The sequence below is a fragment of the Pseudarthrobacter sp. 1G09 genome, from assembly GCF_050038305.1.
In the GTDB taxonomy this organism is placed as follows: Bacteria; Actinomycetota; Actinomycetes; order Actinomycetales; family Micrococcaceae; genus Arthrobacter; species Arthrobacter equi.
This window is the reverse complement of sequence record NZ_CP188306.1, coordinates 1498378-1516520: the sequence shown is the minus strand read 5'-3', so window position 1 is coordinate 1516520 and position 18143 is coordinate 1498378. Positions and strand designations below refer to the sequence as shown.

Sequence of the window (18143 nt, the reverse complement as noted above, 5' to 3'; positions counted from 1 at the left end):
GGAGCGTCGGAGGCCGATTAACTGTCACACTACTGCCGGCATGGAGAAGGGGTCTACGCTCCGCCGCACTGCCCACTTATGGGTTTACTGTGCAGCTGCACAGCACTTGCCCACCACGCGCGGTACGGGTTCGAGGTGGCCTCAGCGGGCGGCAAGGACGGCCGAATACAGCTCACGTTTGCTGACCCTGACGTCCTCTGCGACGGCGGCCACTGCTTCCTTGAGCCTGATGCCCTGGGCCACCAGTTCATTCACTGCCGCCACGTGGTCCTCCGGCGTGCCGGCGGCCTGCTCCGGCGCGCCACCCAGGACCACAGCAATCTCGCCGCGGACCTCATTGTTTTCGGCCCAGTGCAGCAGCTCATCGAGGGAGCCCCGGATGACTTCCTCGTAAGTCTTGGTCAGCTCCCGGCAGACCGCGACCGGCCGGTCCGGCCCGAAACGCTCGCGCAGCGCACGAAGCATAACCTCAAGCCGGTGCGGCGCCTCGAAGAACACCATGGTCCGGCGCTCACCGGTGAGGTCTGCCAGCCGTCCGGCGCGTTCACCGGCTTTCCGCGGGAGGAACCCCTCAAAGCAGAACCGGTCAGTCGGCAGGCCGGACAGCGCCAGGGCAGTAAGGACGGCGGACGGGCCGGGGACGGCGGTGACCGTCAGTCCGGCGGCAACCGCACCTTCCACCAGCCGGAAACCAGGATCGGAGACCGACGGCATCCCTGCGTCGGTCACCATCACCAGGGTGCTGCCCGTCCGGACCTGGTCAAGGAGTTCCGCGGTCCGGGTCGCTTCGTTGTGCTCGTGGTAGCTGATGATCCTTCCGGCAACGGTGACGCCGAGGCTCTGGACCAGGCGGTGCAGGCGGCGGGTGTCCTCCGCGGCAACAATGTCCGCTGTCCCCAGGAGCTCAACCAGGCGCGCGGAGGCGTCACCGACATTTCCGATGGGCGTGGCGGCAAGGACGATGCGCCCGGGGGCAGGAGGGCTGGCGGCTGGTGAGGTGTTGGGGGAAGAATCCACGCCACCAGCCTACTGCTGGGAAGGACTGCCAGCCGCAAAAGGTAGCATGGGGCTCGTGACGCAGACCTCGACGCGGCGGCCGGGAGCCGGAGAATCCGGAGCCGGACAACCCGCTCCCGTGGCGTCTGCAGGCATCCTTTCAGGGGTTGGTGAACAAGGTCCGCTCCGGTCCGGCCGCGGCAGGTCCCGGCCATGGGTGGTCCGTCCGGCGGAGGCCTTCAGCACCGAGGGACTCCGGGCGCGGCTGCTGGGCAATGTCCGGTCATGGCGGGAGTACCCACCCTCGCTGCGGATCTGGTTCGTCCTGGTGCCCGTCTTCACGGCGGTGGTGGCAGGAATCCTCCGCTTCTTCCGCCTGGACGCCCCGCACAAGCTGGTCTTCGACGAGACGTACTACGTCAAGGACGCCTACTCCTACCTCATCAGCGGCTACGAGCGCAGCTGGCCGGACAAGGCGAACGACTCCTTTAACGCGGGCAACCCGGATGTCCTGTTGAACTCCCCCGAATACGTTGTCCATCCGCCGGTAGGCAAGTGGATGATCGCCGCGGGAATGGCGCTTTTCGGCCCGGACAATCCCTTCGGCTGGCGCTTCGCGGCGGCCCTCACCGGTACCCTCTCGGTCCTGCTGGTCTCCCTCATCGCCCTCAAGCTCTTCAGGTCGCTCCCTCTGGCCGGAGCCGCCGGCCTGCTGCTGGCGGTGGACGGACACCACCTGGTGATGTCGCGCACCTCGCTGCTGGACATCTTCCTGATGTTCTGGATCCTGGCCGCATTCGGGGCGCTCCTGATGGACCGGGACGATGGCCGGCGGAAGCTCGCTGCCCGGCTGGCCGCTGCCGCTGCACTCAACGGCGGACGTCCGCCGGTGGCAGAACTGCTGTCCGGCCCCTGGCTTGGCGTCCGCTGGTGGCGCATCACGGCCGGAGTCTGCCTTGGCCTGGCCGTCGGCACCAAGTGGTCCGGCCTGTTCTTCCTGGCCGGGTTCGGGCTGCTCACCGTCTTCTGGGACTTGAATGCGCGGCGCGTGGCGGGCATCCGGGGCTGGGTCAGCGGCGGAATCATCAAGGACGGCCTTCCCGCGTTCTTCAGTACGGTTCCGGTGGCCGCCGTCGTTTATTCGCTGACGTGGATCGGCTGGTTCCGGTCCGACAACGGCTACTTCCGCCACTGGGCGGAAAACAACCCCTCCGCAACGTGGGGCTGGTTGCCGGACGCTGTGCGGTCACTCGCCCACTACCACCAGGAGGCCTACACCTTCCACCAGGGCCTGAGTTCCGAGCACCCCTACGAGGCCAGCGCCTGGAGCTGGCTGGTACTGGGCCGGCCGACGTCGTTCTTCTATGAATCCCCGCAGCAGGGCACCCCCGGCTGCGACGTCGCCAAGTGCACTTCGGCCATCCTGTCCGTGGGCAACCCCCTGATCTGGTGGGCTGCGGCCATCTCCCTGGTTGTCCTGCTGTTCTGGTGGGCGGGCCGGCGCGACTGGCGCGCCGGCGCCATACTGGCCGGCGTTGCCGCAGGATACCTGCCGTGGTTCATGTACCCGGACCGGACCATGTTCTATTTCTACGCGGTGTCTTTCGAGCCCTTCCTGGTGCTGGCTCTTGCCTACTGCCTGGGCCTTGTCCTCGGCAGGGCGTCCGATCCTCCGTGGCGTCGCCGCTCGGGGCTGTATCTGGTGGTCCTGTTCGTGGCGGCAGCGATCATGCTGTCCGCCTTCTTCTACCCCGTATGGGCAGCGGAAGTCATCCCCTACGACGCCTGGAAGGTCCGCATGTGGATGCCGTCATGGATCTAGGGCAGGATGGCATCAGACCCCGAATGGACGCCGCTGCCGCGGCCTGGCTGCGGAACGGAGACCTGTTGTGAGAGAAGCAAGCACTGAACTGCTGGTCGGGCTGGACGCCGCCAGCAACGTGACCGACCTGTTGCTGGAACGGCACGCCGCCAACCCCGCCCATGCTTTATACCGGCGCAAAGGGCCCAACGGGTGGGTGGATGTACCGGCCGGGAAATTCCTGCAGGACGTCAGCGCACTCGCCAAGGGGCTGATCGCCGGCGGGCTCGAACCGGGCGACACTGTCGCCGTCATGTCTGCCACCTCCTACGAGTGGACCCTGGTGGACTTTGCCATCTGGTTCGCCGGCGGCGTGACCGTACCCATCTACGAAACATCGTCAGCCAGCCAGGTGGACTGGATCCTCCGCGATGCCGGAGCGCGCCGCGTCTTTGTCCAGGACCATGCCACGGCGGAACTTGTCAGCGGCGTGGTGGCCGGCTCGGCGACGCTCCGGGACCGTTTGGTCAACGTCATACGCATGGATTACGACGGCGAAGCACCGCACCTCGCCAGCGTTTCGGCTGCGGGTGCGGGGGTCAGCGACGCCGAGCTCGAACGGCAGCGGAGCACGGCGGGCCTCGACGACGTCGCGTCCCTGGTTTACACGTCCGGCACCACCGGCGGCCCCAAAGGATGCGAGATCACCCACGGCAACTTCGCGCTGGTGGCCCGGAACATCGTGGCATTCCTGCCGGAGCTCCTGGTCCAGGACCAGTCCCGGACCCTGATGTTCCTGCCCCTCGCCCACGTCCTTGCCCGGGCGGTGCAGGTGGTCTGCCTCTCCGCCGGTGCCACCCTGGGACACACCCCGGGCGCCGCGCAGCTGCTGGAGGACCTGGGCACGTTCAAGCCCACCTTCCTGCTGGTGGTGCCCAGGATCTTCGAAAAGGTCCGGGCCACCGCAGCACATAAGGCAGCACTGGCCGGGAAGGGCCGGCTCTTTCAGGCGGCCGCGGCTGCGGCGATCTCCTACTCCACCGAACAGGACCGGCAAAGCCGCGGCGAGGGGTCCGGGCCCGGGTTCCTCCTGCGGGTCCGGCACGGCCTCTTCGACCGGCTGCTCTATCCCCGGCTGCGCCAGGCACTGGGCGGCCAGGTGGGTTACACCGTGTCCGGGGCCAGCCACCTTTCCCTGGAGGACGCACACTTCTTCCGCGGTGCAGGCATCCCGGTGCTGGAAGGGTACGGCCTGACCGAAACCACCGCGCCGTGCACGGCCAACACACCCAGCCGGACGCGCGTCGGGTCCGTGGGAATTCCGATTCCAGGCACCACTATCAGGGTGGCCCAGGACGGCGAGATCCTGGTCAAAGGCATTGGCGTGTTCAAGGGTTACCACAACAACCCACAGGCCAATGCCGAGGCGTTCGTGGATGGCTTCTTCCGCACCGGTGACCTCGGGGTGCTGGACCCGGACGGGTTCCTGACGGTCACGGGCCGGAAGAAGGACATCCTGGTCACGGCCGGCGGAAAAAACGTTGCCCCTGGGCCCCTCGAAGACGTCATCAGGGCGCACCAGCTGGTGGGTCACGCCGTGGTGGTGGGTGACGGCCAAAAGTTCGTGTCGGCGCTGATCACGCTGGACCCGGACGGACTGGCCGACTGGAGGTCGGAGCGCGGGATGCAGCCGCTGGAGCGCCAGGCCGCCGTCACTGACGCCGAGGTCCTCGCGGCCGTCCAGGCCGCGGTGGACCACGCAAACCTTTCGGTCTCAAAGGCCGAATCCATCCGCCGGTTCACGCTCCTGGACACGGAGTTCACGGTGGAATCCGGCCACCTGACGCCGTCGCTGAAACTGAAGCGGTCCGCCGTCGTCAGGGATTTCGACGCCGAGATAGCGAAGCTTTACGCCTGAGCGGGCTCCGTGGTCTCCTCCGCTGCCCGGGTCACGCCGCGACGGCGGCGCGTGGGCCAGGTGAGGATCAGGGTCACCAGCGACACGAGGAGCACCAGGCCCCCGATCACAATGCCTGCGTCCATCCAGAACTGGCCGGGGAACAGCCGGATCAGGGTGTCATCCAGGCTGAAGGTCCAGGATCCGTCCGCGAAGAAGATCCGGTGGAACTCGGTGAAGAACTGCTGCCAGCCCAGGAACGCCAGCGTGCCGAGTCCCAGGATGAGTACCAGCGTGACAATGGAACCGGCGAAGAGGCCCCGCCGGACTCCCCCGGTGCTGCGCTTGCGCAGATACAGGACGGCAATGACGCCCAGGATCAGGAGCAGGGTGCCGGCTCCGAAGGTGGAAAGGATCACGGTCTTGACGTCGGCCATGTGGCTGACTTCGCCGTCCTTGAACAGTTTGTCGCCGCTGCGGTGCACCAGGTCGCCGAGGTAGCGCGGACCGGCCCAGTTGCTCAGGTAGTCGACGGCGTAGGAGCCGTAGGTCATCCTGTCGTCCGTGCTGAACCCGTAGCCGTCGCCGGGAAACCCTGGGCGGTTGTATTCGATCCACAGGAACAGCGGGCTGGTGACTGCGCGGACGGCGAGCACCAGGAGGACAACCGGGAAGAAGATGGCAAGGAGGACCTGCATGACCCGCGGTGCCACCGGCTTGGCGTTGGCCGCGCTCTCACGCTCGGCGTTGCGCCGCGCCACTTCCTCTTCGGGTGGGCGGACAGAAAGCGCGGACGTGGGAAGTGGCTCGCGGAACGACCCGCCATCGCCCTTGCCGGCAGTCCTGCCGGTGGACTGTGCTGCAGCGGAGGATCCTGCGGCGGAAGTCCCGGCGGCAGAGGACTGCACGGCTGCAGATTTTTGGGTGGCGGATTCGTCGGCGGCTTCCGCGGCGCGGCGGCCGGACCTGCTGTCCGGCTGCTGGTCCACGGGCGTGGCCGTGCCTTCCGTCACGGTCCCATCCCCGGTGCGCGCCGGTGCCGGGGATTCCTTTCCGGCGCCGTCATTGACGGGCCGGTCACGCGTTGTGGTGTCCTTGCCAGTGCCGCCGTTGTCCGGCGCGTCGGCCGCCATCCAGGAGAAGGCGGGCTCGTCCGAGTCCCCTGACGTATCCAGGAAAGGTTCGGGCTGCGGCTTGGCGCTTGTGGCGCGGGCCGGGGTCTCGTCTTTCACAACAGCGTCACTTCCGTTGGGGTGTCCGCGCCGGGCTGGGATAGGCTGGCGCGCTTCATCTGTTGTCGAGCCTACCGCCCGCTCCTGGACACGGGCGAGGAACCACCCCGGAGCAATTACAACGATTCAGGCAGCGATTTCCGTGTAGCCTGCATCCTCGCGGCGAAGGTCGCCCCGCTCCCCCGCCAGGTAGGCGCGGCGGCCCCATACCAGGGCGTACGTCCAGTAGCAGGCAAGCACGGCGGCGCCGATGGCAATCTTCGCCCAGACTGGAAGCGGGCTGGGCGTGACGAACCCTTCCACGAGGCCGGACACGAAGAGCACCAGGACCAGGCCCAGCGCCACGGTGACCAATGAACGGCCTTCCTCAGCCACAGCCCGCAGCCTGGTTCGTGGCCCCGGCGACACCATGGCCCAGAAGATCCGCAGGCCAGCGGCACAGGCAATGAAGACGGCGGTGAGTTCCATGAGGCCGTGCGGAAGGATGTAGCTGAAAAAGACGTCTGACTTGCCGGCAGCGGCAAAAATTCCTGCCGCCACACCGACGCCTTGGGCATTGGTGAAGAGAATGATGGGCACCCACACACCGGTGATGCCCAGGGCAACAGCCTGGGCGCTGATCCAGGCGTTGTTGGTCCACACAGCGCCTGCGAAGGAAGCTGCAGGGTTCTCCGAGTAGTAGTCAATGAAGTCCTCTTCGACGTACTGCTTGGCCGCAGCCTCCGAGGCCACCGCGCGCAAGGCCTCGGGCGACGATCCGATCCAGATCGCGTAGGCGGCGCCAATGATGAGGAAGGCGGCCCCACAGGCAAGCGTCAGCCACGCCAGGCGGTAGAACGCTGCCGGGAGCGCGAGGACGAAGAACCGCTCCAGGTCTGCCATGGGGTTGGACCGCGCACCGGTGAACCGTGTCCGTGCCTGCGCCAGGGTGGCTGACAGGGATGCTGACAGGCCGCTTTCCGGGGCAACCGAGCGGATGAGTGACAGGTGGGCGGACGTGGCCTGGTACAGGGCAAGCAACTCATCGGCCTCCGGCCCGCTGAGCTTGCCCTTGTGGGCAAGCTCGTGCAGCCGCGTCCACTTGTCCGCGTTGACGGCGGAGAAGGCGTCCATATCCACGGCACCAGCCTAGCGGCACCGCACTAGACTTTGACCGACTGCACCATAGCCGCGAGGAAACGGATACGCACGTGGGATCGATCATCACCGGTGAGGCCGTGGTCCTGGAACTGCGCCCCGCCTCCTTTGCAGCGCGCGCCCTGGGACTGTTCCTCGACGTCCTCTTCAACGTGGTCCTGCTGGTGGTCATCCTGATCGGCCTCGCCACCGCCGGCGAAGACCTGGACGAGGCCGCCATGCGTGCGCTGGTCCTGTGCAGCGTGGTCTTCTGCCTGGTGGTTGTCCCGGTCGGGCTGGAAACACTGAGCCGGGGCCTGTCCCTGGGCAAGCTTGCCGCAGGCCTCCGGGTGGTGCGGGACGACGGCGGGGCCATCCGCTTCCGGCACGCCCTGATCCGTGGACTGACCGGCTTCCTCGAGGTCTACCTGACGTTCGGCGGCTTGGCCCTTGCCGTGGCACTCTTCAACGACAAGTCACGGCGGCTGGGCGACCTGATGGCGGGAACCTACGCAATCCGCACCCGGGTCGCTGCCGAGCGGCCGGTTCCGGTCGCCATCCCGCCAGGCCTGCGCGCCTGGGCCCGGACGGCGGACATCGGCCGCATCCCGGATGCCACCGCACGCCGGGCATCCCAGTTCATCCGCCAGGCCGCCAGGATGGCGCCGCTCTCCCGGGCAGGTATGGCCGCGTCAATCGCCACCGAACTCGCCGCCCATGTGGCCCCCGGGCCGCCGCCGGGCACCGGCCCGGACGACTACCTAGCCGCCGTCGTGGCCGAGCGGCGGAACCGGGAACTCACCAAACTCGCCCGGCAGCGCCAACGCAACACGGAGGTCGGCGAGCGGCTGCAGCGGCTGCCTTTCGGCAGCTGACGTCAGTTGTCGTACTCAGTCCAGGGGATGTTCCAGTCGCCGTACCCGTCATCGTGGGCGGCGTAGTCCCCCTCGGTGTTAATGATGTTCACCACGTCGCCGGTGCCCATGTTCTCGAAGACCCAGGCGGCGCCGTCGGGGGCGAACCCGATGCAGCCGTGCGAGACGTTCGTATTACCGATGTAGGGGAAGGCGGATTCAAGCGCCTGGTGGATGTAGGCCCCGCTGAGCGTCAGCCTGATGGTGTACTCCACATCCACGTCACCGTAGTAGGCCGGGTCGCCGGGTTTCAGCCCGATGCTGGAGGCGCGGAAGTGGTCGAACCGGTTCTTCTCCATGAGGACGCCGTAGCCACGGGCTGACGGGAACCGCTTGTCGCCCATACTGACGGGCAAGGTCTTCACCGGCTGGTCGTTCACGCTGAGGGTGAAGGTGTGTGCAGTGGCATCCGCCACGGCCACCTTCTTATCCCCGATGTTGACCTTCACTTTTTTGTCGAAGTTGGCGATCTGGCCGTTGCCCAGGTCCACGCCGAACATCTGCATGTCCATGGTGACGGTGGAATTCGCGGCCCAGAAGTTTTCCGCCCGGTACCGCACCATCTTGTCGTTGTACCAATGGAAGGCGCCCACCTGCCCGGCGCTGCTGGTGATCTTGATGGCCTTCTCCACGGCGTCCCGGTTGAGTACGGGTTCGCTGAAGATGATCTGCAGCGGCTGGCCCACGCCCACCTTCATTCCGTCCAGCGGATACACGGCGGCGTCCGCCTCGTGCGAACTGGAGACGGTGCTGAACTGCTGGGTGGTGCTCGTTTCGCGTCCCGCGCCGTCCTTCACCACGAACGTGTAGCTGTAGTCGGTGTTGAACTTCAGCGGCGCGGTTGCGGTCCATCCGGTGCCGGCAGGGTCGATGCTGCCATCCACCTTTTCGCCGGCAGTGCTGGTCAGCGTCACGCGCTCGATGGTGCCGTTGCTGATCTTCAACGACACGGGGGCCGCGGGGTTGACCTGCTTGGCACCGTTGACCGGGGAAGCCTCGGACTTCACCGCAGCCACCACCGGTGAGGCGATGCCGGGAGAGGTCCGGGTAGCGGACCCGGCTTCGGATTCCAGGTCCCCGCCTGCGAGGCCGGGCGCGACGGCGGCGAACACACCGCCGGCAGCCGCGAGGATGCACACCACGGCGATGATGAGCATCTTCTTGAGGGACCGGCGGCGGCGGGGCTGGACTTCAGGCTCCATGATCAGATCCTAGGCGCTGGAAGTAACAGCCCGGGCGCGGAGGGCGCCCGGGCACCTTACTTCTTGGTAACGGCTTGTTGGCGGCGGCTTCTAGTACCGGTAGTGCTCGGGCTTGTACGGGCCGGCGGCGTCAATGTCCAGGTACTCAGCCTGGTCCTTGGTCAGCTCGGTCAGTTCCACACCCAGGGCGTCGAGGTGCAGGCGGGCCACCTTCTCGTCCAGGACCTTGGGCAGGACGTAGACCTGATTCTCGTACTCGCGCTCGTCAGCGGGCTGGTCCTTCTTGGTCCACAGCTCGATCTGGGCGATGGTCTGGTTCGCAAAGGAGTTGCTCATCACGAAGGAGGGGTGGCCGGTGGCATTGCCCAGGTTCAGCAGGCGCCCCTCGGACAGGACAATGATGGAACGTTCGGAGCCGGTGCCCTGGTCAAAGACCCATTCGTGCACCTGCGGCTTGATCTCCACCTTGCTGACGCCGGGGACCTTGGCCAGTCCGGCGATGTCGATCTCGTTGTCGAAGTGGCCGATGTTGCCCACGATCGCCTTGTTCTTCATGCCCACCATGTGCTCAGCCATGATGACGTCCTTGTTGCCCGTGGTGGTGATGAAGATGTCACCCAGGGCGAGCACGGATTCAAGCTTGGCCACCTGGTAGCCGTCCATGGCCGCCTGGAGAGCGCAGATGGGGTCGATCTCGGTGACGATCACGCGCGAGCCCTGGCCGCGGAGGGCTTCCGCCGCGCCCTTGCCGACGTCGCCGTAGCCGCAGACGACGGCGACCTTGCCGCCCATGAGGACGTCCGTTGCCCGGTTGATGCCGTCGGGAAGCGAGTGGCGGATGCCGTACTTGTTGTCGAACTTGCTCTTGGTGACGGAGTCGTTGACGTTGATGGCCGGGAAGAGCAGCTTTCCCTGCTCGGCGAGCTGGTACAGGCGGTGAACGCCGGTGGTGGTTTCCTCGCTTACGCCCTTGATGGTGGCGGCAGTCCGGGTCCACTTGTGCGGATCGGCTGCCAGCGACCGGCGCAGGACGTCGAGGAAGATGCCATATTCCTCGGAGTCGGTAGGATCTGCTGACGGAACGTTGCCGATTGCTTCGAACTCCACGCCCTTGTGCACCAGCATGGTGGCGTCGCCGCCGTCGTCGAGGATCATGTTGGGGCCAAGCTCCGGGTTGGTCTCGGCACCCGGCCAGGTGAGGATCTGTTCTGCGGTCCACCAGTATTCCTCAAGCGTTTCGCCCTTCCAGGCGAAAACGGGGACACCCTGGGGGTCCTCCACCGTTCCCTTGCCCACAACGACGGCTGCGGCGGCCTCGTCCTGGGTGGAGAAGATGTTGCAGGACGCCCACCGGACCTCGGCACCGAGCGCGGTGAGGGTCTCGATCAGCACGGCGGTCTGTACCGTCATGTGCAGGGAGCCCGCGATCCGGGCGCCCTTCAGCGGCTGGCTGGCGCCGAATTCCTCGCGGAGGGACATCAGGCCGGGCATCTCGTGCTCGGCCAGGCGGATCTGGTGCCTTCCGGCCTCGGCCAGGGAGATATCGGCAACTTTGTAATCGAAGGTCATGGATGGTCCTTTGCTGTGTCCGGGAAAATCATGAACAGGCCGCATCAGCGTTTCCGGAGGGCCTGGAAATGGCAGTTGTTTCGTGTTCCGCCGGGGGCGGGGCTCCGGGAGTGATTCACCGGGGCCGGCGGGCTTAGCGGACGGCGTCTTCGGCGGGGTCGGAGTCATGCTGGTCGGACCCGGCGGCCGTCGCGGCAGCCAGCAGTTCCGGGGGCAGGAGGAGGGGAATGCCGTCCTCGATGGCGTAGCGGGGCTTCACTCCGTCAGCCCCCGCGGCCGTGGCCACCAGTTCCTCGCCTTCCTGCACCAGGGGCGAGCCCGTGACGGGGCAACGCAGGACAGACAACAGTTCGGAACTGATTTTTGGCATAGGTTCAGGCTCCCTGGCGGGCGCGCTCGCGCCGGTAGCGGACATGGTGTGCAGGTTCCAGCCTACCGCCAGAAAGGGATCAGGACGGCTCGCGCAGGATGCGCAGGTGTCCCCTTCGGATCCCTTCGGCCCCGGCCGGCGCCTCCAAGGCGGAATGCTGGCTGCGCTGCGCGGGTTGCTGCGGCGCCTGGGCGGGTACCGCTGCCGCCTCCCGCACCGCGTTGGCCAAGGCGAGGAGATCGTCCGGGCCGGGCTGCTGCGGAGTCGAGGGCATGGCCAGCCGCAGGACCTCCCAGCCGCGGGGAACGGTCAGCGAGTCGGCGTGTTGCTCGCAGAGGTCGTAGCAATGCGGTTCTGCGTATGTGGCAAGCGGACCCAGCACAGCGGTGGAGTCCGCGTACACATACGTCAGGGTGGCCACCGCCGACTGGCGGCAGGCAGATCTTGAACACTGACGGATAGCTCCCACGACATCCCAGACTACTCTGCGCCCAAGCCAAAACGCCGCATTGGGGCCCATGCCCGGACGCGCCTTCGCTGCGGGGCGAATCTGTCGCGGAATCCCCGGTCCGGGTTTAAAGTCAATGTATGCAGTCATCGAACCAGAATTCAGGCCTGACGGTCCGGTTGGCTGACCCGGGTGCCGATTCCACCACCGGGGCGTCCGCAGCCGGCCGGAGCTTCATGCGGCGCCGGCGGAACCGTCACGGCCGTGGCCTGCGCGGGGAAGTCATGCTTCCCACCCACCCGGGCTACCGGACGCGCGGCGACCGCTTCGATGACATGGTGCTGGACTCGGCCCAGCGGCTGCATGATATCTGGGGCAAGACCCTGGACGGCGTCAGGTTCGGCGTTGATGATATTCCACCGGAGCTGGAACTCCTGGCCGCCACCGGCGCACCCGCACCCATGGGCGCTTACACGCCGGCAGCCGGGGATGACGGGCCGCTGATCACCGTCTACCGGCGCGTGGTGGAACAGGCCTGCCCGGGCGTGGAGGAACTCCAGGACATGGTTCACGACGTCGTCGTCGAGCACACTGCCGAGATGCTGGGCGTGGCGCCCGAAACCTTGGACCCGGTGTACCGGCGTCGCTACTGAACGCGCAGGCGGGTCAGTAGCCCAGGGCTACCGGGACCGTTTCCTGTCCGGCGGCTGCAGCCTGGAAAGGCAGCGATGAGACGTCGCTGCGGCCATCCTGTCCCACCAGGACGGCACCGTACGCGGCGTCGCCGGATGCTGACACCACGTAGCCCACAACCTCGGCACCGTCTGCCTCATTGGGAACGGCGATGGAGGCTGTCGTTCCGCCGGCGATGTCGGCGGTGGCCGGTGCCCTTACCTTGCCGTCGGCGGTGATCGCGGCGTACGTGATGGTGGCCCTGGCATCGAGGGCGCCAAATACCAGCTGGCGGGCGCCGCCCTTGGGTACGGCGACCACATGCTGGCTGCCCAGCCGGATTCCGGATGCCGCCCAGGCGAGGTCCGAGGGCTGGTTCGCCTGCAGCCCTCGGGTGATGCGTGTTGCCGCCACAAACGAAACGTCGGACGACGCCGCTACCGTGTAGTTCCCGGCCGGCACCCCGGCCAGGGATACTTCGGTAATGGAATTGGCTTTGGCTGTGATCACGCCGCCGGACGGGAGTGCCTTTTGGCCGTCCCGGCCGTAGAGCTTGACCTCGACCACGGCGTCGGACGGCCCCGGCACGGTGATCTCCAGCGCGGGGGCGGCGTCTGCATACCCGGGCTTGCCGGTCAGCGCGGCGATGCCGGCGGCGTCCTGGATGTCAACGCCGGTCATCACCTGGCGGACGGCGGGCGCGGTGCCCGGCGTAATGAAGTCCACTCCCCCGGGCGTCAGGCCGCGCAGGACACTCTGCTGGATGGCCGCCGCAATGGGACCGCCAGTGCTGCGGACACGGACACTCAGCTGTTCCTCGCCGGGCGCCAGCCCGGCCAGCACCACTGAACGCGTGGTTCCCGGCGCCACCAGCAGGCCGCGGCTTCCCGGCGCCTGGATCTGCCCCTTAGCGCCGAACAGCTCGAGGCTGACGGTGGCCGGGCTGCTGGATGCATTGCTCAGGACCAGCACCGATGTCCGGCCCACGGTGGTACTGGCTCCGGCAAGCCATTGGTCGTTGGAGGGCTGCAGGCAGTTGGCCGCAGCCGAACCCTGCAGGTCACCGTCCGTTGCCCTGAAGATCATGGCCCCCGCCGCGGACGCTTTCTGGTTGGCCACGGCGTCGGCGCTGAGGACAGTGACCGAATCCACGCCACGGCCCGACACCGTACCGGCCAGCAGTTCCTGCCGCGGGCCTTCGGATGCCGGTGCGCCCGGAGCCTTGGCGATTTCGACGGCGGTGGCCCCGTCCAGCCGCGACAGCCGGCTTCCGGGTACCACTCCCGCAGTCCCCAGTACCGCTCCGGTCACGCTGGTGGCGGCGGTGTCCGACTCGGGGCTGAACTGCGGATCAGTCCCTGCTTCGGTGCCTTCCAGGAGGCGGGCCGGGCCCGGGCACACGCCCACGCTGGTTCCGGCGGGAACAGCTGCAGCAGCAGGCTGGACGCTTCGGCTGGAAGCGGCCGTGGGCAGCAGCGAACCTGCGGCAACGACGCCGCCGGCGCAGGCGAGGACAAGGACGGCTGTGGCAGCCCCGGCAAGGGCTGCCTTCCGCCGCTTCCCGCCGGCGGGGACATCTGCCGCGCCGGAGTCCTTCTGGCCTTGCAGGCCGTTCCGGTCCTGCCCGGCTCCGGTATCGGCTACGGCGGGACGGGTGGGGTGCTCATGCATTCTGCTTTTCCTTACGCAGGGCGCCTTCGTCGCGTGACAGCCCGGTCCTGGGCCTGTTGACCGGCATGGGAATGGCAAGCATGACCGTCAGGCCGATGACGGTGATCTGGGCTGCTCCTACCCACCAGGACCAGGGGTTTTCGTAGCGGACTGTCAGCTGTCCGCCCGAAGCCGGCAGCGTGAACGCCTGCGCCCATCCTGATGTGGTGGATGTGAGCTTCCGGCCATCGAGCCAGGCGGTCCAGCCGGCATCGGCGCGTTCGGCCAGGACAACCAGGCGGCCTTCCGGGCCACCGGAAACGGAGGTGTCGACGTCGTCTACCCCCGATGGCACCATGGCCAGCGTGGCGCCGTTGCTGTCTGTAATCCGGACACGGTGGGCAACTTCCGCCGCCTGCGTGGCGGACTGGTTCCGCGACGTGATTCGCCAGAGCCAGCCCACGTCGGTCTGTCCCACAGCCACCAGCCCCGGGACGGCGTCCATCCGGCTTGCGGTCAGTTGAGCCGCGGTATCGGCGGAACGCAGGACCACGAATCCGGCGCCGAGCTTCTCAAGGTCTTCGCGCGGGTCAACGCCCTGCCCGGCAACCAGCGTGGCCACTACCCTCCGCACGGACGCTGTAACGTCGTCGTCGCCGCGCACCGTTTCGGCTCCCGCAGCACCCGTGATGCCCCGGGCAGAGGCGATAGCGGACAGGCTGTCCAGCGTGGTTCCCGCACCACGCATCAGGGAAGCGTCGTAGGTACCGTCCTCGCGGGTACCGATCAGCAGTGTCCGTGTCTGCTCAGCACCGGTTCCGCGGTCGATTGCGGTGGCTGGAAGGGTGCGGATACCGGCAGCCTCTACGAGCCTGGCGGTACCGAGCCCGGGTGCTTCGGATTCTTCGGGAACGGCTGGCGCCGCAGTCGCTGCGCCGGTCCGGAGCAGGTTTTGGGCGGACCATGCGGCCATGCTGACGACCGGCCCCACAAGAAGGACGGCCATGCCCACTGCAACGGCCGCATTGGCTGCCGTGGCACGGCGCGGTTTCGTGGCGGCGGTCCGGCCGGCTGCGTTCAGGAGCCGTTCCGCTCCGAGCAGGCCCGCACCCAGGAGGGCAAACGCCGCGGCGGACACGGCAGGTCCGGTGAATGGGCTAACGAGGCTGTCAGCGGTGGCACCAGTGGCCACCTGGGTGGCCAGCCATCCGCAGGCCAGCGCTATGGTGGCCGCTGCCCACAGCGTCCGCACCGTCCCGGACCCGCGTCCCGTGGCGAAAAGGGCCACGACTGCAAGGATGAGTACCGGTGCTGCCAGGAGGACCGTCAATGCCAGGGCCCACGGCAGCGCGCCGTCCGCAAAGAGCGGCAACCCCACCAGCCCCTTGGCGGGGTCGAACGCCAGCGGCTGGCCCAGGAGCTGCTGCCAGAGCGGGGCAGCCGCGAAGGGCAGGGGCATGCCGGGGTCGGCCAGCAGGGCACGCGGCCTGTCGAGAACCGAAATGCCAAACGGGATGAACAAAGCAGCGCTGGGCAGGAGGGCCCACCACACGGTGCGGCCGCGGCGGCCCATCCGAAGCCCACAGATAATGATGACCAGGGCTGCCGGGACCAGGAGGGAAGGTGCGGAAGCAACCGTGACGGCGAGGGCAAGACCCGCCGCGGCCGCGGCAGTCCAGGAAGGTGTTCCGTTGATTCCCGGCCGGACGGCCGGTTTGTCAGCTGCACGCAGGCCTGGTTGCGGTGCTGCATGGCGGCCGTGGCCCACGGCGGAACCCGTGGCCCGCAGCAGGGCCAGGACAACCAGGGGAACCATCAGGTGCGCCACGAGGGCTCCGGCCCGCCCCTGGTTCAGGGCAACCTGCAGGGCCGGCGCAGCCGACCAGAACAGCGCGGCAACCAGGCGAAGTCGCCGCCGGGTGGTCAGCCCGCCTGCGGCGAACCACGCCGTCAGTCCGGACAATGGCGTGCCGAGGATGATAAGCCACGCCATGGCGGCGTTCGCGTTGCCGCCGCCCAGTACCCCCATAATCCACAGCACGTAGTCGAAGGGGTCTCCGTGGCCGGGAAGTCCCGCACCAAGGTTGATCCACCAGCCGGAGGCGTTCTGCCAAATGTCCCCCAGGCCAGTGGAGATGGGGATGAGGCCACCGCCGGCCACAGCCTCAGCACGGAGAAGGCCTGCCAGGCCCAACAGCGAGGCAAGGGAAGCGATGATGAAGGCGGCCAGGGCACCGTTGCCCACCCAGCCGCGCTTCCGGGTTGCCAGTGCGGCGAAATCGTCTGCGGAGTCACCCGTGGGCTGGTGTGCCAGGGGGTCCTGTTCAAGTTCATCTGCGGGGTTGTCGTCCGCCCCAATGGCTTCCATCAGGGAACGCCGGTGGCTCCAGACTTCCCGTCGCGGCGTCTGGAGCTTGCGGATCACGGACCGGCGGATGCGCCGGGTCTGCCGCGCCGACTTCCTTGCCCGGGCAATGGTTCGTGGCCGCACCAAGGCGGCGAAGGTGGCAGCAATTTGCGTGATTCCGTGGGCCGGGTCTTTCACCACGATGCTCAGGACCAGCCTGAAGAGGCTTCCGAGCAGGGCTCCCACGGCATGCACCGGGACCATCCACAAAGGCGCGTGCTTCAGCCGCAGGTGTACCTGGGCCTTCCTGGCTGCTGCCGGGTTACCCAGGGCGTGCGGCCTGTGCGCCACGTGGAACATTCGAGCTGCCGGTACCACTACAACCCGGTGCCCTGCCAGGCGGTTGCGCCAGCAAAAATCGACGTCGTCCCCGGTGCCCGGGAGCCCGGGGTCGAACCCGCCCAGCTGCTCCCACACGTCCCGCCGCACGAGCATTCCCGCCGAATTGACGGCGAAAGTGTCGCTGCGGCCGTCGTACTGGCCCTGGTCAAGCTCGTCGGCGTCGATGAGCGTCAGCCGTTCCGCCCACCTGCTGGTGGACAGACCAACGTCGATGAGCTTCCGTTCCTCGTGCCAGTCCAGTTGTTTGCAGCCGGCAACGGTCACCGACGGCGCACGTTCCACGGCACCAAGCAGTTCGGCCAGGGCCTCCGGGGCGGGGGCGGCGTCGTCGTGGAGCAGCCAGATCCACTCCAATTTGCGGTCGGCCCTGCCGGCCCCGCCCGGGGCAAGCTCCGCAAGGGCTGCGGACACGGCGGCGCCCATGCCGCCCTTCCCGTGATCATGGGAGACGACATGGGCTCGGCCCAAGGTGTTTTCGAGAAGGGTCCGGGAGTCGTCACCGGACCCTGTATCGACGCCTATTGCATAGTCGACCGGACGGGTCTGGTCCGCTAGACCTGCAAGCGTTCTGGGGAGATAGGCACTGCCGTTGTGGGCAACCACAACGGCAGTGACATGGACATCCTGGTGAATCAGACCGCTCGCTTCCTCAGTCGTCGGCGCTCACGCTCGGAAAGGCCTCCCCAGATGCCGAACCGTTCGTCATTGGCCAACGCGTACTCCAGGCACTGGGAGCGAACGTTGCACGCACCGCAGACCTTCTTGGCGTCACGGGTGGAGCCCCCCTTTTCCGGAAAGAAAGCTTCTGGATCGGTTTGGGCGCACAGTGCATCTGTCTGCCAGCCCAACTCCCCTTCGTCGTCGAAGTCCTGCTGGAACGGCAGGCCGATCCACACTGGCTGCACCGTTCCCGGAGCAGCCAGTTCCATGGGCGGATCGAGTTCGTCTTCCGGTTCCGCGCCGACATCGAGAAGGGCTTCGTGGGCTGCCAGGAATGCGGTGGCCTGGTCTTCAAGTGCAGTGCCGGTGTTGCTGTTGTAGCGCTCCGCGGCGGCAGGATCGGCGGGATCCACGTACCAATCACTGGGCACTCCCCGTGCACGGTACCTTGCCGTGGCCTGTCCGGCCACTACGGCATCTTCCTGGATACGCTCTGCTTGCCCCACGGCGACCCTCCTGATGTTGCAGCCACTGCCTGGATACGTGGACACTCGGTTGTGTGCCGGTATTTACGCAGTTGCCTTTAGATATCTAATTACACGTGTGTAACTAAGGCGAGTCAAGCCGCAGCCGGGATAATAATCAGTGACCTCGGCGAACCACGTGCACGCCACGCCCGGGAATTTTTACCCCCTGGCGCCGCTTCCCCTACTCCCACCCGCCAAAAAGACGGAAAACGGGCTGGAATCGCTGTGGCCGCGCGAAAATAACGCCCATCGAAGAAATTAGCAAGCCCGCTTACTACTTTGTGTGATAAAGATCTCACGTGGCACCGGCCCCCAGATTCGGCACTACCGGGCCGGATGA

General features: G+C 67.2%; 14 protein-coding genes. 4 read left to right on the top strand and 10 right to left on the bottom strand.

Annotation, left to right across the window (positions count from 1 at the left end; translation table 11 throughout):
- Positions 1-141 precede the first annotated feature (141 nt).
- On the bottom strand, positions 142-1017 hold the full coding sequence (gene rsmI, locus ACP3TD_RS07090) for a 16S rRNA (cytidine(1402)-2'-O)-methyltransferase (RefSeq protein WP_426766396.1): 876 nt from the start codon (positions 1015-1017) through the stop codon (positions 142-144).
- A gap of 46 nt (positions 1018-1063) precedes the next feature.
- On the opposite strand from rsmI, the gene ACP3TD_RS07085 reads away from it, so the two are divergent.
- Positions 1064-2818, top strand: a complete 1755-nt coding sequence (locus ACP3TD_RS07085; RefSeq protein ID WP_426766394.1) for a dolichyl-phosphate-mannose--protein mannosyltransferase — start codon at positions 1064-1066, stop codon at positions 2816-2818.
- A 67-nt stretch (positions 2819-2885) separates the two neighbouring features.
- Positions 2886-4715 (top strand): AMP-dependent synthetase/ligase, encoded by a 1830-nt coding sequence (locus tag ACP3TD_RS07080; protein ID WP_426766393.1) that lies wholly within the window; start codon positions 2886-2888, stop codon positions 4713-4715.
- Here the strand turns inward: ACP3TD_RS07080 and ACP3TD_RS07075 are convergent.
- Positions 4706-5926, bottom strand: a complete 1221-nt coding sequence (locus tag ACP3TD_RS07075) for a TIGR01906 family membrane protein (RefSeq protein ID WP_426766391.1) — start codon at positions 5924-5926, stop codon at positions 4706-4708. The two genes, ACP3TD_RS07080 and ACP3TD_RS07075, sit on opposite strands and share 10 nt — an antisense overlap.
- Positions 5927-6052: 126 nt before the next feature.
- Positions 6053-7045, bottom strand: a complete 993-nt coding sequence (locus tag ACP3TD_RS07070; RefSeq protein WP_426766389.1) for a stage II sporulation protein M — start codon at positions 7043-7045, stop codon at positions 6053-6055.
- A 71-nt stretch (positions 7046-7116) separates the two neighbouring features.
- Between ACP3TD_RS07070 and ACP3TD_RS07065 the strand changes: the two genes are divergently transcribed.
- Positions 7117-7917 (top strand): RDD family protein, encoded by an 801-nt coding sequence (locus ACP3TD_RS07065; RefSeq protein ID WP_426766387.1) that lies wholly within the window; start codon positions 7117-7119, stop codon positions 7915-7917.
- Positions 7918-7919: 2 nt separating this feature from the next.
- On the opposite strand, the gene ACP3TD_RS07060 is transcribed toward ACP3TD_RS07065, so the two are convergent.
- The 4 genes from ACP3TD_RS07060 to ACP3TD_RS07045 form a co-directional block, all read right to left on the bottom strand.
- A complete protein-coding gene (locus tag ACP3TD_RS07060; RefSeq protein WP_426766386.1) occupies positions 7920-9158 on the bottom strand; it encodes an Ig-like domain-containing protein in 1239 nt (412 codons plus the stop codon).
- Positions 9159-9248: 90 nt separating this feature from the next.
- Positions 9249-10727, bottom strand: a complete 1479-nt coding sequence (gene ahcY / locus ACP3TD_RS07055) for an adenosylhomocysteinase (RefSeq protein ID WP_426766384.1) — start codon at positions 10725-10727, stop codon at positions 9249-9251.
- Positions 10728-10860: 133 nt separating this feature from the next.
- Positions 10861-11097, bottom strand: coding sequence for a Trm112 family protein (locus ACP3TD_RS07050; RefSeq protein WP_426766383.1), 237 nt, complete (start codon positions 11095-11097; stop codon positions 10861-10863).
- Positions 11098-11176: 79 nt separating this feature from the next.
- On the bottom strand, positions 11177-11566 hold the full coding sequence (locus tag ACP3TD_RS07045; protein ID WP_426766381.1) for a DUF3499 domain-containing protein: 390 nt from the start codon (positions 11564-11566) through the stop codon (positions 11177-11179).
- Between the two features lie 119 nt (positions 11567-11685).
- On the opposite strand from ACP3TD_RS07045, the gene ACP3TD_RS07040 reads away from it, so the two are divergent.
- Entirely contained in the window at positions 11686-12198 is a 513-nt protein-coding gene (locus tag ACP3TD_RS07040; protein WP_426766380.1) for a metallopeptidase family protein, read from the top strand.
- A gap of 13 nt (positions 12199-12211) precedes the next feature.
- On the opposite strand, the gene ACP3TD_RS07035 is transcribed toward ACP3TD_RS07040, so the two are convergent.
- The 3 genes from ACP3TD_RS07035 to ACP3TD_RS07025 are packed head-to-tail and all read right to left on the bottom strand — an operon-like array spanning position 12212 to position 17782.
- Entirely contained in the window at positions 12212-13888 is a 1677-nt protein-coding gene (locus ACP3TD_RS07035) for a DUF5719 family protein (protein ID WP_426766378.1), read from the bottom strand.
- Complete coding sequence (locus ACP3TD_RS07030; RefSeq protein WP_426766377.1) at positions 13881-17219, bottom strand: glycosyltransferase; 3339 nt, start codon at positions 17217-17219, stop codon at positions 13881-13883. The genes ACP3TD_RS07035 and ACP3TD_RS07030 overlap by 8 nt, the downstream gene beginning before the upstream one ends.
- A 29-nt stretch (positions 17220-17248) precedes the next feature.
- On the bottom strand, positions 17249-17782 hold the full coding sequence (locus tag ACP3TD_RS07025; RefSeq protein ID WP_426766375.1) for a WhiB family transcriptional regulator: 534 nt from the start codon (positions 17780-17782) through the stop codon (positions 17249-17251).
- Positions 17783-18143 lie beyond the last annotated feature (361 nt).